Raw genomic sequence first — 15,704 nt, forward strand, 5'->3', positions numbered from 1 at the left:
AAGCCACGGTGCAGTTCTTTTGGCGCGGAAGGGATTAGGTCAGTGCTGGCAGCTCGGGCACCAGAACTGGACTCGCCCGGCGCTGCCACCGGCGTGCAGGTATTCGATGCGGGTTCCGCAGCGCCGGCAGGGTTCACCGGCCCGTCCGTAGACCCACAGCCGCCGACCGGCCCGGGTGTCGCCGGTGGTGCAACGACTCCAGCGGAAACGGTTGGCCCACAGCATCTCTCGCGCACGGGCGGCGAGGCGCCGCGGATCGGCGATGGCGCTGACCGGCGCCGTCGGCCGATGCCCGCTGACGAAACACAGCTCGTTGCAATAGACATTGCCGATCCCGGCCAGTACCCGCTGATCGAGCAGCGCCTCGGCGATGGGCCGGTCCGGATCGGCGACCAGGTTGGCGGCCGCAACCGCGGCATCCCAATCCTCGCCCAACAGGTCGGGTCCCAGATGGGCGACGACGGCGCCGTCGTTGTCCCGGTCCAGCAGCTCCAGCACACCCAGGTCGACACCGACCGCCCGAATGTTGCCTGCCTCCAAGATGATTCGCGCCCGATGATCCACCCGCACCGGGCGCTCGGCAACTCGCCAGCTGCCGTCCATCTTCAAGTGGGAGTGAATGCTGACCCCGCCGACTCTGATGAACAGATGCTTACCCCGACTGAGCACCTCGTCGACCATGTGCCCGCTGAGGTCGACGGTGGCAAACCGCGGCACCCGGATGTCGCAGCGGGTCAGCGTCCGGCCGGCCAGCTGGTGCCGCAGTACGGCCGCGGTATGCCAAACGGTGTCACCCTCGGGCATCGGCTCACCTCAGCCGCAAGCCGCGAGGGGTGCGTCCGAAGCCAGCATCGGTCAAGGCGTCGGTCACCGAGCCCGGCCCGCCAGGCTGTAGGGCCGGTATCCCGTCGACGCGTTCCACCAGGATCGACGCGACCCGGCGGGCCGCCACCAGATCGGCCACCGCGATGGCCGCCGCGTGGCTGGAACCCGGGTCGTCGGTGAAGGTCAGTAGGGTGCGGCCGCCGCGCTCGAGGAACCAGGTCAGCTCGCCGTCCACCAGCACGACCAGTGCCCCGGCCTTGCGGCCCGGCCGGGCCGCGCCCTCACGTTCGGCGATAGGCCACGGCAGTGCGGCGCCGTAGGGATTGGCCGGGTCGGTGGCGGCCAGCACGACAGCTCGGTACTCCGGCCGCTGCGGGTCGATCCCGTCGAGGTAGCTGCGCAGCCGGTCCACGGTGGATGCCACGGCGAACTGAGCGCCGCCCAACGACTCGACGAAGTAGCCGCGCTGGCAGCGGCCGGCCTCCTCGAATGCGCTCAACACCTTGTACAGGGTGGCGAACCCGCCCGGCACAGCTTCGGCGGCCGCCGCGCCCTTGGTCAACACGCCGTGGCGGTTCAACAGCAGCTCGGCGTGATAGTGGGCCCGCAGCGTGGAGTCCGGTTCGGGGGGCGGCAGCGCCGACCATCGCCCCGCCACCGTGGGATCGGCGGCGCGCGCCTGGGCATGCGCGACGCTGTATCGGCTCAGCCGCGGCGGGCGGTGTCCGCGGTGGGCGGGGGCGGACCGCTTACGGGCGCCCGGGCCGCCGCCGAGGACCGCGCGCACCGGCGCGAACGTGTCGCCGGTGACCCAGCCGGCCCAGATCAGTTCCCACAGCGCGGCTTTGAGGTCGGTCTCGGCAGGTCCGTTTCCGGTGAGCTGGCGGAAGAAGTACGCGCCGCCGCCGGCCAGCGTGTCCAGGATTGCCCGATGGGCATCGGTCAACTCGATCTCGGCGGGCTGGTTGGCAGGCAATGCCAGCGTCAAGGGCGCGGAATCGGCGAGATGCAAGCTGATCCAGCCGTCGCTGGCCGAGATCGACCCGGCGCCCGACCAGGTGACCTCGCCGCTGGCGAGCAGCTCGTCGAGCATCGCCGGGGAGTAGTCGCGGACTCGCGGGGCCAGCACCAGTGGCTCCAGCGCCGAAGCCGGAATCCGCACGCCGGCAAGCTGATCGATCACCGCCGCGAGCCGGTCGACGCCGCCCGCGTCGGTGGCGCCCACTTGGTGCCACTCCGGCAGGAAGCGGCCGTAGGCCGCGGTGCTGACCGGCTCGACCTGGGCCCGCAGCGCGGCCAGCGACCGGCGCCGCAGGATGCGCAGCACCTCGGCGTCGCACCATTGCTCGGCCCCGGCGCCGCCCGGCGCCGCCGCGGCGACGAAGTCGCCGCGTACCAGCCGGCCGTCACCGGCCAGCCGACCCAGCACGTCGGCGGCCACCCGCAGGCCCAGGCCGAACCGGGCCGCGGCCTCGGTGGTGGTGAACGGCGTATGGGTGCGCGCGTAGCGGCCCAGCAGCTCGCCCAGTGGGTCGGCTACTTCTTCGGTGAACGCGGTCGGCAGCCCCACCGGAACCGCCGCGCCGACGCCGTCACGCAGCCGGCCGATGTCTTCGACGGCCACCCACCAGTTGCGCCCGGCGAAGGCCACCGTCAGGGCGCGCCGGGCCGCGCGCAACCCCTCCAGCCAGCCCCCGACGTCGGGCGCGCCCGCGCGTGCGGCGACTTCGGCCTCGGTGAGCGGACCCAGCAGCCGCAGCAGGTCCGCCACGCCTTCGGCGTCGCGGGCCGCCCGGTCGGCCGTCAGGTGCTGCAACTGGCGACCGGTCGCGGCGATGACCTCCGGGTCCAGCAGCTCACGCAACTCGACGCGGCCCAGCAGCTCGGCCAGCAGCGTGCTGTCCAGTGACAGCGCCGCCGCGCGGCGCTCGGCCAGCGGGACATCGCCCTCGTAGATGAACGCACCGACGTAACCGAACAGCAGTGAGGCGGCGAACGGGGAGGGTGTCGCGGTGTCGGCCTCGGCGATCCGCACCCGGCGCTGGGCGATATCGGCCATCAAGCGGGTCAAGGTCGCGACGTCGTAGACGTCTTGCAGGCACTCGCGGACGGTTTCCAGCACGATCGGGAAGTCGGGATATTTGCGGGCCACCTCCAGCAACTGGGCGGCGCGCTGGCGCTGGTGCCACAACGGCGAGCGGCGGCCGGGGTGGCGACGGGGTAGCAGCAAAGCCCGCGCCGCCGACTCCCGGAACCGGGAGGCGAACAGTGCCGACTCGCCCACCTCGGCGGTGACGAGGGCGTCGATCTCCTCGGCGTCGAAGACGAAAAGTTCGGCCCCCGCCGGGGCGTCCCCAGAATCGGGCAGCCGTACCACGATGCCGTCGTCGGAGGCGGTGGGCTTCTCGTCGATGTCGTAGCGCTCCCGCAGCCGCCGGCCCACCGCCAGCGCCAGCGGTCCGTGCACCCGCAGCCCGTAGGGGGAGTGCAGGATCACCCGCCAATCGCCCAGCTCGTCGCGGAACCGCTCGACCAGCAGGGAGGTGTCGGTGGGCACCATCCGGGTGGCGGCGCGCTGCTCAGCCAGCAGGCCCCACAGGTTGTCGGTGGCGTAGTCGTCGAAACCCAAAGCGGCACAACGCTTGCCGAACGCCTCGCGATCCAGGCGGGCCAGCTGGCCGGTCAGTTTGCCCAGCGCGGCGCCCAGCTCGGCCGAGCGGCCGACGTCGTCGCCACGCCAGAACGGCAACCGCGCCGGCTGGCCCGGCGCGGGGATCACCAGCACCCGATCGTGGGTGATCTCGGTGATCCGCCAGCTGCTGGCCCCCAGCGAGATGACATCGCCGGGGCGCGACTCGTAAACCATCTCCTCGTCGAGTTCGCCTACCCGCGAAGGCTTTTCGGTGGCCAGCCACACGGTGAACAGCCCGCGGTCGGGGATGGCGCCGCCGGAGGTGACGGCGAGTCGCTGCGCGCCCGGACGCGCGGTCAGCATGCCGGTATCCCGGTCGTAGACCAACCGCGGCCGCAGCTCGGCGAACTCGGTGGACGGGTACTTGCCGGACAGCAGATCCAGGGTGGCCTCGAACGCGCTGCGCGGCAGGGTCGCGAACGGGGCGCTGCGGCGCACGGTGTCAAACCAGCGGTCGGCGTTGAGCGGCTCCAGCGCGGCCGCCGCCACCGTGTGCTGGGCCAGGATGTCCAGCGGATTGGCCGGCACCCGCATGGTCTCGATCTGGCCGGCCAGCATGCGGTGCACGCTCACCGCACAGCCGAGCAGGTCGGTGCGGTGCTTGGGAAACAGCACGCCACGCGAGATCTCACCAACCTGATGGCCGGCCCGCCCGATGCGTTGCAGGCCGCTGGCCACCGACGGCGGCGCCTCCACCTGGATCACCAGATCGACCGCACCCATGTCGATGCCCAGCTCCAGGCTCGACGTCGCCACCACCGCCTTGAGCAGCCCGCGTTTGAGGTCCTCCTCGACCAGGGCGCGCTGCTCCTTGCTGACCGATCCGTGATGGGCGCGCGCCAACATCAGCGGGGCGCCGAAGCTCTGGCCGCTTGCCATGATGTGGGCGGGGGCGCCGCCGGCCACCTGCGGGTTGGTTTTCTGATCAGGCGTGGCACCGAGCTCGACGCCGCAGCGTTCGGCGTGAATTTCGTTGAGCCGCGCGGTGAGTCGTTCGGCCAGCCGTCGCGAGTTGGCGAACACGATGGTCGAATTGTGGGCTTCGATCAGGTCGACCAGCCGGGCCTCGACATCGGGCCAGATCGAGTTGTTCGCCAGGTTGGCCATGTCGGGCACCGGCACCTGCACGGACAGCTCCAGGGTCTTGGCCGCGGGCGGAGCGACGATGGTGGTCGGCGACTGTCCGGACAAGAACCGGGCGAGTTCCTCGGGCGGACGCACCGTCGCCGACAGGCCGATGCGTTGCGCGCGGCGCCTCCCGCCCGGCCCCGGCGTCAAGTCCGCCAAGTCGTCGAGGCGCTCCAGCGACAGCGCCAGATGAGCGCCCCGCTTGGTGGCCGCGATGGCGTGGATCTCGTCGACGATGACGGTCTCGACGTTGGCCAGCGTCTCGCGGGCGGCCGAGGTCAACATCAAGAACAGCGACTCCGGCGTGGTGATCAGCACGTCGGGTGGCCGCGCGATGAGCTGCCGGCGTGCCGCGGGCGGGGTGTCGCCGGAGCGGACCCCGACGCTGATGCCGGGCGCGGGTAGACCCCGGCGCTCCGCCAGCCGGGTCAGCCCCGCCAGCGGGGTGCGCAGGTTGCGCTCGACGTCGACCCCGAGCGCCTTGAGCGGCGAGATGTAGAGGACGCGGGTTCCGGCCGGCCGACCCGGCGCGGCGGCCAGGCTGTCGAGCGCCCACAGGAAGGCGGCCAACGTCTTGCCGGAGCCGGTCGGAGCTATGACTAAGGTGTTGTCACCGGCGGCGATGGCGGCCCAGGCACTGGCCTGCGCGGCGGTGGGCGCGGCGAAAGTGCTGGCGAACCAGTCGCGGGTGATCGCGCTGAATCGGCCTAGCGGGTCAGAACTCACCTGACCATCGTGCCAACGACTACCGACAACTCACCGTTGCGGCAAGTCGCGCGCGGTCGCCATCGCATGGGCCAGTTCCTCCGGGATCTGTGGCACCCGTGCTATCGCGTCCAGCAGGGTATGTGCACAGGCGTCGGCAAGGCGTTCGGCGTCGGTGGTGGGGTCGATGATCCGCTGCCGGCAGATTTCGAAGGTGAACGCGATCCAGCCGAAGATGATCACCCGCAAGTCGCGCTCGACCTCCGGCTCCAGCGCGCTGGTGCCCGGGATGCCGCTGACGACCTCGCCGATGCGGGTCATGATGTGTTCCATCTGGCGGTTCTTGGCTTCGTCGTCGATGCCCAGCAGCACCGGGTCCGATCGGCCCAGGCCGACATAGGCCGCCCAGGCTGCTTCCGGGTTCTGCTGGTGATAGGCCATATAGGCCAGCACGCCGGTGCGGATCTCTTCGAACATCGTCAGGCCCGGGGCGGGCGGTTTGTTGGTGGCCGCGTACAGCCGGTCCGCCTCGTCCTTGACGACGGCGGCGAAGAACGCCCGCTTGTCGGGGAAGTAGTGATACATCAGCGCGCGCGACACCCCGGCGCGCTCCGCGATCTCGTCGATGCGGACCTCGTCGTAAGGTCGCTTTCCGAAAACTTCCGCCCCCAGGGCCAGCAGTTCGGCGCGTCGGTCCTCAGGGGATAACCGCCTCCTGGCTGTCGCCATGGGGACGATATTACTCATGTCGACTACCGGCTCCGCTAGACCTGATTCTTAGCCGAACCGCACGCTCTGGGCCAACGGCAGCTCGGGGGAGTAGTTGATCGTGTTGGTGGCGCGGCGCATGTAGGCCTTCCAGGCGTCCGAACCGGACTCGCGCCCGCCGCCGGTTTGCTTTTCGCCGCCGAAGGCGCCGCCGATCTCCGCACCCGAGGTACCGATGTTCACGTTGGCGATTCCACAGTCGGATTCGTCGAGGAAGCGCTGCGCCTCGCGCAGGTCATTGGTGAAGATTGCCGACGAAAGACCTTGCGGCACAGCATTATTGAGCGCGATAGCGTCGTCGAGCTGGTCGTAGATCAACACGTAGAGAATCGGCGCGAACGTCTCGGTCGCCACGATGGCCGTCTGCGACGGCATCCGGACCACCGCGGGCGCAACGTAGTAGGCGCTCGGGTGCTCGTCCTGGTGCCGCTCGCCGCCCATAACCTCACCGCCATCGGCACGCGCCTGCTCCAGCGCGCCCACCATATCGCGGTAGGCGGTCTCGTGGATGAGCGGGCCGATCAGCGTGGCCGGCGCCGACGGGTCGCCGACGGGCAGGTTGCGGAAGGCGGCGGTGACCCGGGTCACCACGTCGTCGGCTATCGAGCGGTGCACGATCAGCCGGCGCAGGCTGGTGCAGCGCTGGCCGGCGGTGCCGGCGGCGGCGAACACGATGCCTCGCACCGCCAGCTCCAGATCGGCCGACGGCGCCACGATGGCCGCATTGTTGCCGCCCAGCTCCAGCAGCACCCGGCCGAAGCGGGCGGCGACGCGGGGACCGACCTGCCGGCCCATCCGCACCGAACCGGTCGCCGACACCAGCGCGACGCGCGGGTCGTCGACGAGCAGTTCTCCCAGATCCGCCTCGCCCAACAGCACGCCGCTCACCGAGGGCGGGGCGCCGACGTCGGCGGCGGCCCGGGTCAGCAATGCCTGACAGGCCAGCGCAGTCAGCGGGGTCAGCTCCGAGGGTTTCCAGACCACGGTGTCCCCGCACACCAGCGCCACCGCGGTGTTCCACGCCCACACCGCGACCGGGAAGTTGAACGCGGTGATCACCCCGACCACGCCCAGCGGATGCCAGGTCTCCATCAGCCGGTGCCGCGGGCGCTCCGAGGCGATGGTGCGCCCGTAGAGCTGGCGCGACAGGCCGACCGCGAACTGGCAGATGTCGATCATCTCCTGGACTTCGCCCAGCGCCTCGGCGGTGATCTTGCCTACTTCGACCGTCACCACCGTGGCGAGGTCGTGCCGGTGCGCGGTGAGCAACTCCCCGAGCCGGGACACCAGCGCGCCGCGCACCGGCGCGGGCGTGCCGCGCCAGGTCGAAAACGCCTGCACCGCTTCGGCGATCGTGCGATCGGCTTGCTCGGGCGTGGTGTAGGCGAGCGTGAACAATGACTCGCCGGTGATCGGGGTGCTGACCGGCATCCCGTGCCCGCCCGGCTCGCCCAGGCCGGCGGTCACCCCGATCGCGTCGAAAGCCCCCAGGACCCGGTCGCGTAGCTCGCTGGTGCTGGTCATGCGACAGCCTCCTTGGCCTGTGCTTCATAGAGTGCGTAGGGGTCGTGGATATCGCGTCCGATGGCCCCGGCCAACCACTGCGCGTCGTAGCCGGAATCATCGCCGACGTCCCTGCCGGCGCTGCCGTCGCCGTCCAGATTGGAGCGGAAGATTCCGGCCGCCGAGGCCGGCAGGAAGTCCTCGTAGACGATGGGCGCCGACGGGTCGCCGCCACGGTAGTAGGCCAGACCCTGCGCGGCCAGCTCCGCATCGGTGGCCGGGAAGTAGTCCCCCCACACGGCGGCCGGGTCGGCATGTGCCATCGCGGTGTCGTAGCGCTGACGCCCGCGCGGGGTGAGGGCGACACCGCGCGCCTCGACTTCACCGAAGCGCACCCGCAGGCTGCCCTCGGTGATACGGCCGTCGGCACCGCGAAACAGCCGCGGTTCGGCCAGCGCGCGAAAAGAGGTCTGCCGCAACAACACGGCGGGTCCGCCGGTACGCGGCGGACCCTGAATGGTGTCGATCATGGCGATCCCGCGCCCGCTCATCCGGCGGTACAGCTCGTCGATGTCCAGCACCCGCGGCGTCAGGTGATTGATGTGGGTGCTGCCGATCCCGGCGATGTCGGCGGCCACCGCCGACACCCGGGACAGCTCGTCGTACCAGGACTTGTCGATCGGTTCTCGCGACAGCGCGAATGCGGCCACCGCGCCCGCGACGAAAACCTGCGCTTCTGCGGCGTCGCAGCCGCCGTCGGCCGCGATCACCCGCGCCCGGGCCAGCAGCGCGGGATCGAACAACTGCCGCCGCGCCAGGAAGTTCTGCACACGGTTGCGCAGCCCGGCATCGAAGAACCGGCTGTCGCCGGTGGCCAGCATCGACGTGAACACCCGAAACGGGTTGCGCGCCAGTTCATCTGCGTCGATCGGGCGAAATGCGGTGGACACCACGGGAATCGGCGACCGCGCCGAGCGCAGGTCGTAACAGCCGACCGGTTCCATGCCGAACGCGGCGAACATGTCGGCGACGGCGGCGAGCTCGGCCGGGGTGCCCACCCGGATGGCGCCATGCCGTTCGGCGGTGACCCGCCGCAGCGAGCCCAACCGTTCGGCGTCGCCGTGGCGCGCCGCGTAGTCGGCGTTGACCTGCGTACTCACCGTCACGAGCGTGGTGTAGGCGGGCACTTCGGCGGCATACCTGGCCGACAGACCGGCGGCGAAGCGGGCCCGCAGTTGCCAGGTGGCCAGCCTCGTGACCGGAGTCATCGGGTGCCGCCGCTGCGATAGTCTCCGGCCATGGCTGACAGGCTCGACGACATCGACCGGATCCTGGTGCGCGAGCTGGTCGCCGACGGGCGGGCCACCCTCGCGGAGCTGGCCGCCAGTGCCGGTCTGTCGGTCTCGGCTGTCCAGTCGCGGGTGCGCCGGCTGGAGTCGCGCGGCGTGGTGACCGGGTATACGGCGCGGGTCAACCCGGAGGCCGTCGGGCACCTGCTGTCAGCGTTCGTGGCCATCACTCCTTTGGACCCTTCCCAACCCGATGATGCGCCCGCCCGGCTGGAACACATCGACGAAATCGAAGCGTGTCACTCCGTGGCCGGCGAGGAGAGTTACGTCCTGCTGGTGCGCGTCGAGTCCGCCCGGGCATTGGAGGACCTACTGCAGCGAATCCGGACCGCCGCCAACGTGCGCACTCGAAGCACCATCATCCTGAATACTTTTTACAGTGATCGGCAGTTCATACCATAATCTTTCCGATAGATGTCATCGTGCTCCGTAAAATCACGGCTAGCATGGTGATATGACCGCGGCCGTGAGATTGTCTGCGCACACCCGCCGGCCCGTCACGCCAGACCAGGTCCACGAGGTGCTGGGCCGCAGCATGCTGGTCGACGGCCTCGACTTGGTGCTCGATCTGTCCCGGTCGGCCGGCTGCTATCTGGTCGATGCCCGAACCGGCCGGCGCTACCTGGACATGTTCACCTTCGTCGCCTCGTCGGCGCTGGGCATGAACCATCCGGCGCTGGCCGGTGACGAAGAATTCCGCGCCGAACTCACCGAGGCCGCGTTGAACAAACCCAGCAACTCCGATGTGTATTCGGTGGCGATGGCGCGCTTCGTCGAGACCTTCGTCAGGGTGTTGGGCGACCCGGCGCTGCCGCATCTGTTCTTCGTCGAGGGCGGCGCTTTGGCGGTGGAGAACGCCCTCAAGGTCGCATTCGACTGGAAAAGCCGCCACAACCAGGCCCGCGGCATCGATCCGGCGCTGGGCACCCGGGTGCTGCACTTGAGCGGCGCATTTCACGGCCGCAGCGGCTACACCCTGTCGCTCACCAACACCAAACCCGTCACCGTGGCCCGCTTCCCGAAATTCGACTGGCCGCGCATCGACGCGCCCCATATCCGGCCGGGGTTAACCGAGTCGGCCATGGCTGCGCTGGAGGCCGAGGCGCTGCGGCAGGCCCGCGCGGCATTCGAGGCGCACCCCCACGACATCGCCTGTTTCATCGCCGAGCCGATCCAGGGAGAAGGCGGCGACCGCCACTTCCGGGCCGAGTTCTTCGCGGCGATGCGGCAGTTGTGTGACGAACACGACGCGCTGCTGATATTTGACGAGGTGCAGACCGGCTGTGGAATCACCGGAACCCCTTGGGCTTACCAGCAATTGGCCGTGGCGCCCGATGTCGTGGCCTTCGGCAAGAAGACGCAGGTCTGTGGGGTGATGGCAGGCCGCCGCGTCGACGAGGTCACCGACAACGTGTTCGCGGTCAAGTCGCGGCTCAACTCGACGTGGGGCGGAAGCCTGGTCGACATGGTGCGGGCCCGCCGCATCCTGGAGGTGATCGAAAACGACGGACTCTTCGAACATGCGGCCCGGCAGGGCCGACACCTGCGCGCCCGGCTCGACGAGCTTGCCCAGGAGTTCCCGGGCCTGGTACTGGATCCGCGCGGGCGGGGGCTGATGTGTGCCTTCAGCCTGCCGACCACCGCGGACCGTGACGACGTGATCCGCCAGTTGTGGCAACGCGCGGTGATCGTGCTGCCGGCCGGTGACGACGGGGTGCGTTTCCGTCCGGCCTTGACCGTCACGCGCGCCGAGATCGATGCCGCGATCGCCGGTGTACGTGCCGCATTGACGGCTGTGACGTAGTCGGACCTGGTCGGACCTGGTCGCACCGTTTGCCTGGGCTGAGCGCGGGGTATGGAAACGTTGTACTCCGCGAACGCGGGATTGGGGTTTTCAGGATGCAGAAGACACGCGAACGGTCACCCGGTGACCGACTAGGACAAGACGACGCCGAGGTTCGCGCCGCCATCCGGTTCGCAGTCCTGGCCGCCGGCGCTGGTGCGGGGTTTGTCATCATGGCGGCCTTGTGGGTCAGCACGTGCGGCGGCGCGGCCGTGGACACGGTGGCCTGTGGCCCGCCGGAGCGGACCCTGCTGGCCTTCGGCGGCCCGCTGATTCTGTTGGCCGGTGGCATCTGGGCCTTCATCCGCACCTATCAGGTGTGGCGAGCCCGCGGTACCTGGTGGGGATGGCACGGTGCCGGATGGTTCTTGTTGACGCTGATGGTGGTGGCCGTGTCCATGGGCGTGCCTCCCATCGCCGGCCCGGCACTGGCGGTTAGTTGGCTCTGACCCCGCCATCGTGTCCCGCGAGTCCGGCCGCTGACGAGTGAGAACGAGGAGGAACCATGGGGGACACCTACCACGACCCCGTCGACCACCTGCATACGACGCGGCCGCTGGCCGGCGAGTCACTGATCGACGTGCTGCACTGGCCCGGGTACCTGCTGGTGGTGGCCGGGGTTATCGGCGGTGTCGGGTCTCTTGCCGCCTTCGGCACCGGGCATCACTCCCAGGGCATGGTCGCCGGTGTCGCGGCGCTCGTGGTCACGGTGGCCGGGCTGGTGTGGCTGGCCGTGGAGCACCGGCGGGTGCGCCGAATCGCCGAGCGGTGGTATGCCGAACACCCGGAGGTACCGCGCCAACGGCTGGCCAGCTAGCGGCTTCCAGTGCCGGTTGACGCCGCGCCACAAAACCGGGCGACGGTTTTGTTTTACCGGTGGCGTCGACGGGGTATCAGGTGTGAACCATGACGAGTACTGGCTTTGCCGCGTCGGCGCTGTCACCCCATCATCGGGGACAGAATCACGAAGGCACCGACATAGATTGCTGCTGCGACCGCGATGAAAACCACCAAGGTGATCACGGCGATCACGGCGACGCGCCGGAGCCGGCGCGTCCGGATTGTGTCGGTCCCGTCCGCCTCGTCCATGGCTGGTTGAATACCCGGTGGCGGCCATGACCAACCGGTTAGAACGCGCGGCCCAAAACGGGCCTCCGGGAGGCGATCGGAAAGGGACCGAAATCGACAGTCAACTCGGGACCCAAATCAGTAGTAGTAGTGTCGGTCAAAAATTGCCGGGAGGCCACATGAGCGATGCCGATGCGCGTCCCAACAGGCACCAACGCGGCGAGCGCGCCGTCGAGCTGAAGGTTGCTGCGCGCTTGGAGAATTTGGCGATCCTGCGCACCCTGGTCGGCGCCATCGGCACCTTCGAGGACTTGGATTTCGACGCGGTCGCCGACCTGAGACTGGCGGTCGACGAAGTGTGTACCCGGCTGATCCGTTCCGCCACACCGAACGCGACCTTGACGCTGGTGGTCGACCCGCGCGACGACGAACTCGTGGTGGAGGCGTCCGCGATGTGCGACACCCACGACGTAGTGGCGCCGGGCAGCTTCAGCTGGCATGTCCTGACGTCGCTGGCCGACGACGTCCAGACTTTCCACGACGGCCGCATGCCTGACGCCGCCGGCAGTGTGTTCGGCATTGTGTTGACGGCCCGACGGGCGGCCTCTGGCAGGTGACGCCGCGTGCTGCCGGCGGTTCTGCTTCACGGCCGAACGAATACGCCGATGTCCCGGAGATGTTTCGTGAGTTGGCCGGTTTTGACCCCGACTCACCGGATTTCCAGCGCCACCGCGACAAGATCGTGGAGCGCTGCCTGCCGCTGGCCGATCACATCGCCCGGCGGTTCGAGGGACGCGGCGAACCCCGCGACGACCTGATTCAGGTCGCCCGGGTCGGACTGGTCAACGCGGTAGTCCGCTTCGATGTCGATACCGGGTCGGACTTCGTCTCGTTCGCCGTGCCCACCATCATGGGGGAAGTCAGGCGGCACTTCCGGGACAACAGCTGGTCAGTCAAGGTTCCTCGCCGGCTGAAGGAACTGCACCTGCGGTTGGGCACCGCCACCGCCGAGTTGTCGCAGCGGCTCGGCAGGGCGCCCACCGCCACCGAACTCGCCGCCGAACTCGGGATGGACCGCGGCGAGGTGGTCGAGGGGCTGGTGGCGGGCAGCTCTTACAACACGCTGTCCATCGACAGCGGTGGTGGTAACGAAGACGACGACGCCCGCGCCATCGCGGACACCCTCGGCGACATGGATGCCGGCCTGGACCGAATCGAAGATCGCGAGTCGCTGCGCCCGCTGCTCGAGGCGCTGCCCGAGCGCGAGCGAACGGTGTTGATCCTCAGGTTTTTCGAATCGATGACGCAGACCCAGATCGCCGAGCGGGTCGGCATCTCCCAGATGCACGTGTCCCGGCTGCTGGCCAAGTCGCTAGCGCGGCTCCGCGACCAGCTCGAGTAGGCGCAGGTCGCCGTCGGGGGCGCCGTTCACCCGGTTCACCGGCTCCATGACCGGCAGCGCGCCGTCGGGATCGCAAATTTCCAGTAACCGCGATACGGCCCGGCTCGGCACCATCGCCCACTGGGTGTCGGCCGCCGAGCAGACCACGTTGATTCGGTGAAGAGCGGAAAACCCGGCAGTCCCAATAAATTCCAGACGCCGTAGGTCCAGGGTCAGCCACCGGCAGTACTTCACGCATTGCTGGACGTATCCGGCGAGATGGTCGGCGTTGGCGGCGTCGAGCTCACCTTCTACGGTGACCACGCCGGACGACGAACCATAGCTGGCGGTGAAGTCAGCGGTTCCGCATTTCTGCCAGGATTGGATCACAGACAATCGTGGACTCCATCCATCGAACATTCTTTGGTGTCGACCACGTCGAGTGTGCGCTGCGCCGCTTAAGCAGGGAATTTGCCTCCCTCGCGACCCTGACGCACTGACAGGACGTAGCTCCGGGCGGCTGTGAACTCAACCTGTTTTGAGGCTACCCGGCGGGTGCCGGGGCGACAACGTTCTCCGATCCGACTCAGAGAATCGCTGGTCAGGCGGGGTTGGCGCGGTGAGCGGCTACCTGATCTCGGCGAGCACCGTGCCCTGGGTGATTGCGGCCCCGGCTTCGACGGCCAATCCGGTGATGACGCCGTCCTTGTGCGCGGTGACCGGGTTCTCCATCTTCATCGCCTCCAGGACAACCACCAGATCGCCCGTCACCACTTCCTGACCTTCTTCGACCGCGACCTTCACCACGGTCCCCTGCATGGGCGCGGTCACAGCGTCGCCGGAGGCAGCCGCACCGCTGTGGGCGCCACGCTTGCGCGGCTTGGGCTTGCGCCGGATAACACCGACCGGGTCGCACCCGCCACCGCCGGACAGTGCGAGATCGGCAGGCAGTGACACCTCGACCCGGCGGCCGTCGACCTCGACGACCACCTTCTGCCGCGGCCGGGCGTCCTCTTCGTCGCTCGGCTCGCCGCCGGTGAAGGGTTCGACGGTGTTGTTCCACTCGGTCTCGATCCAGCGGGTGTGCACCGAGAATCCGTGCTCGTCGCCGATGAACGCCGGGTTGGACACCACCGCCCGGTGGAAGGGGATGACCGTCGCCAGACCCTCGACTTCGAATTCGGCCAGCGCCCGGCGGGCACGCGCCAGCGCCTCGGCGCGGTCGGCGCCGTGGACGATCAGCTTGGCCAGCATCGAGTCGAACTGGCCGCCGATCACCGAGCCGGTTTCCACGCCGGAGTCCAGCCGCACGCCCGGGCCGCTGGGCGGGTGGAACTTGGTCACCGGGCCGGGTGCGGGCAAAAAGCCGCGCCCGGCGTCCTCGCCGTTAATCCGGAACTCGATGGCGTGCCCGCGCGGGGTGGGGTCCTCGGTGATGTCGAGCTTGTCGCCGTTGGCGATCTTGAACTGCTGTAGCACCAAGTCGATGCCGGCGGTTTCCTCGGTGACCGGATGCTCGACCTGAAGGCGGGTGTTGACCTCCAGGAAGGAGATCAGGCCGTCCTGGCCGACCAGGTATTCGACGGTTCCGGCGCCGTAGTAGTGGGCCTCTTTGCAGATCCGCTTGGCCGATTCGTGGATCTCCTTGCGCTGCGCGTCGGTCAGGAACGGCGCCGGTGCCTCCTCGACCAGCTTCTGGTAGCGGCGCTGCAGTGAGCAGTCGCGGGTCCCGGCGACCACCACGTTGCCGTGCTGGTCGGCGATCACCTGGGCCTCGACGTGGCGCGGCTTGTCCAGGTAACGCTCGACGAAGCACTCGCCGCGGCCGAACGCGGCCGTGGCTTCCCGCACGGCCGACTCGTACAGTTCGGGGATTTCGTCGATGGTGCGGGCCACCTTCATGCCCTTGCCGCCGCCGCCGTGAGCGGCCTTGATCGCGATCGGCAGTCCGTATTCGTTGGCGAAGGCGATCACCTCGTTGGCGTCTTTGACCGGGTCCGGGGTGCCGGGCACCAGCGGCGCCTGGGCGCGGGCGGCGATGTGACGGGCGGTGACCTTGTCGCCGAGGTCGCGGATGGACTGCGGGCTGGGCCCGATCCAGATCAGGCCGGCGTCGATCACGGCCTGGGCGAAGTGGGCGTTTTCCGACAGGAAGCCGTAGCCGGGATGGATGGCATTGGCACCGGACTTTGCCGCCGCATCGAGCAGCTTTTCGAAGTCCAGGTAGGACTCGGCCGAGGTTTGACCGCCCAAGGCGAACGCCTCGTCGGCCAGCCGTACGTGCGGGGCGTCTGCGTCGGGTTCGGCGTAGACGGCCACGCTGGCCAGGCCGGCATCCCGGGCCGCCCGAATCACCCGGACTGCGATCTCGCCGCGGTTGGCGACCAGAACTTTAGTGATCCTGGAGCTGGCGTGACTGGCCACTGCGCCTCCTGTAGGGCT

The 15,704-nt window shown here is 69.2% G+C and carries 14 protein-coding genes; 6 read left to right on the forward strand and 8 right to left on the reverse strand.

The genetic code is table 11. From position 1 onward, the window contains the following. Nucleotides 1-39: 39 nt before the first annotated feature. The 5 genes from nei2 to hglS are packed head-to-tail and all read right to left on the reverse strand — an operon-like array spanning nt 40 to nt 8,889. Entirely contained in the window at nt 40-804 is a 765-nt protein-coding gene (nei2, locus tag B4U45_RS20680) for an endonuclease VIII Nei2 (RefSeq protein ID WP_075547738.1), read from the reverse strand. A gap of 4 nt (nt 805-808) precedes the next feature. Beyond that, complete coding sequence (locus B4U45_RS20685; RefSeq protein ID WP_122526382.1) at nt 809-5,371, reverse strand: ATP-dependent helicase; 4,563 nt, start codon at nt 5,369-5,371, stop codon at nt 809-811. 30 nt (nt 5,372-5,401) lie between these two features. Next, nucleotides 5,402-6,079, reverse strand: a complete 678-nt coding sequence (locus tag B4U45_RS20690) for a TetR/AcrR family transcriptional regulator (RefSeq protein ID WP_075547740.1) — start codon at nt 6,077-6,079, stop codon at nt 5,402-5,404. Between the two features lie 48 nt (nt 6,080-6,127). Continuing rightward, complete coding sequence (amaB, locus tag B4U45_RS20695; RefSeq protein WP_075547741.1) at nt 6,128-7,642, reverse strand: L-piperidine-6-carboxylate dehydrogenase; 1,515 nt, start codon at nt 7,640-7,642, stop codon at nt 6,128-6,130. Continuing rightward, a complete protein-coding gene (gene hglS, locus B4U45_RS20700) occupies nt 7,639-8,889 on the reverse strand; it encodes a 2-oxoadipate dioxygenase/decarboxylase (protein ID WP_099223251.1) in 1,251 nt (416 codons plus the stop codon). Before hglS ends, amaB begins: the two co-directional genes overlap by 4 nt. Before the next feature lie 30 nt (nt 8,890-8,919). Between hglS and B4U45_RS20705 the strand changes: the two genes are divergently transcribed. From B4U45_RS20705 to usfY, 4 genes are all read left to right on the forward strand, one after another. Beyond that, entirely contained in the window at nt 8,920-9,372 is a 453-nt protein-coding gene (locus B4U45_RS20705; RefSeq protein WP_075547743.1) for an Lrp/AsnC family transcriptional regulator, read from the forward strand. A gap of 52 nt (nt 9,373-9,424) precedes the next feature. Further along, the gene (gene lat, locus B4U45_RS20710) at nt 9,425-10,774 is read left to right on the forward strand and encodes an L-lysine 6-transaminase (RefSeq protein ID WP_075547744.1); all 1,350 of its coding nucleotides are present in this window, start codon (nt 9,425-9,427) and stop codon (nt 10,772-10,774) included. Nucleotides 10,775-10,869: 95 nt separating this feature from the next. Further along, nucleotides 10,870-11,262: a hypothetical protein gene (locus tag B4U45_RS20715; RefSeq protein WP_075547745.1), complete on the forward strand. Its 393-nt coding sequence runs from the start codon at nt 10,870-10,872 to the stop codon at nt 11,260-11,262. A gap of 56 nt (nt 11,263-11,318) precedes the next feature. Beyond that, nucleotides 11,319-11,630, forward strand: coding sequence for a protein UsfY (gene usfY / locus B4U45_RS20720; protein ID WP_075547746.1), 312 nt, complete (start codon nt 11,319-11,321; stop codon nt 11,628-11,630). Nucleotides 11,631-11,752: 122 nt separating this feature from the next. Here the strand turns inward: usfY and B4U45_RS20725 are convergent, their stop codons facing one another. Continuing rightward, complete coding sequence (locus B4U45_RS20725; RefSeq protein WP_162877283.1) at nt 11,753-11,902, reverse strand: hypothetical protein; 150 nt, start codon at nt 11,900-11,902, stop codon at nt 11,753-11,755. Between the two features lie 158 nt (nt 11,903-12,060). Between B4U45_RS20725 and B4U45_RS20730 the strand changes: the two genes are divergently transcribed. Together B4U45_RS20730 and B4U45_RS20735 are read left to right on the forward strand one after the other, a co-directional pair. Further along, a complete protein-coding gene (locus tag B4U45_RS20730; protein WP_075547747.1) occupies nt 12,061-12,498 on the forward strand; it encodes an anti-sigma factor in 438 nt (145 codons plus the stop codon). After that, nucleotides 12,495-13,283 (forward strand): RNA polymerase sigma factor SigF, encoded by a 789-nt coding sequence (locus B4U45_RS20735; protein WP_075547748.1) that lies wholly within the window; start codon nt 12,495-12,497, stop codon nt 13,281-13,283. The genes B4U45_RS20730 and B4U45_RS20735 overlap by 4 nt, the downstream gene beginning before the upstream one ends. Here the strand turns inward: B4U45_RS20735 and B4U45_RS20740 are convergent. Together B4U45_RS20740 and B4U45_RS20745 are read right to left on the reverse strand one after the other, a co-directional pair. Beyond that, complete coding sequence (locus B4U45_RS20740; RefSeq protein WP_241780268.1) at nt 13,254-13,658, reverse strand: STAS domain-containing protein; 405 nt, start codon at nt 13,656-13,658, stop codon at nt 13,254-13,256. The two genes, B4U45_RS20735 and B4U45_RS20740, sit on opposite strands and share 30 nt — an antisense overlap. 231 nt (nt 13,659-13,889) lie before the next feature. Continuing rightward, nucleotides 13,890-15,686, reverse strand: coding sequence for an acetyl-CoA carboxylase biotin carboxylase subunit (locus tag B4U45_RS20745; protein WP_075547750.1), 1,797 nt, complete (start codon nt 15,684-15,686; stop codon nt 13,890-13,892). Nucleotides 15,687-15,704: the final 18 nt, after the last annotated feature.

The organism is Mycobacterium persicum (genome assembly GCF_002086915.1).
In the GTDB taxonomy this organism is placed as follows: Bacteria; Actinomycetota; Actinomycetes; order Mycobacteriales; family Mycobacteriaceae; genus Mycobacterium; species Mycobacterium persicum.

Bases quoted from the DNA above. Each gene is read 5' to 3' on its own strand.
- nei2 (WP_075547738.1), bottom strand. From the start codon at position 804: ATGCCCGAGGGTGACACCGTTTGGCATACCGCGGCCGTACTGCGGCAC.
- B4U45_RS20690 (WP_075547740.1), bottom strand. From the start codon at position 6,079: ATGGCGACAGCCAGGAGGCGGTTATCCCCTGAGGACCGACGCGCCGAA.
- amaB (WP_075547741.1), bottom strand. From the start codon at position 7,642: ATGACCAGCACCAGCGAGCTACGCGACCGGGTCCTGGGGGCTTTCGAC.
- hglS (WP_099223251.1), bottom strand. From the start codon at position 8,889: ATGACTCCGGTCACGAGGCTGGCCACCTGGCAACTGCGGGCCCGCTTC.
- B4U45_RS20705 (WP_075547743.1), top strand. From the start codon at position 8,920: ATGGCTGACAGGCTCGACGACATCGACCGGATCCTGGTGCGCGAGCTG.
- lat (WP_075547744.1), top strand. From the start codon at position 9,425: ATGACCGCGGCCGTGAGATTGTCTGCGCACACCCGCCGGCCCGTCACG.
- B4U45_RS20715 (WP_075547745.1), top strand. From the start codon at position 10,870: ATGCAGAAGACACGCGAACGGTCACCCGGTGACCGACTAGGACAAGAC.
- usfY (WP_075547746.1), top strand. From the start codon at position 11,319: ATGGGGGACACCTACCACGACCCCGTCGACCACCTGCATACGACGCGG.
- B4U45_RS20725 (WP_162877283.1), bottom strand. From the start codon at position 11,902: ATGGACGAGGCGGACGGGACCGACACAATCCGGACGCGCCGGCTCCGG.
- B4U45_RS20730 (WP_075547747.1), top strand. From the start codon at position 12,061: ATGAGCGATGCCGATGCGCGTCCCAACAGGCACCAACGCGGCGAGCGC.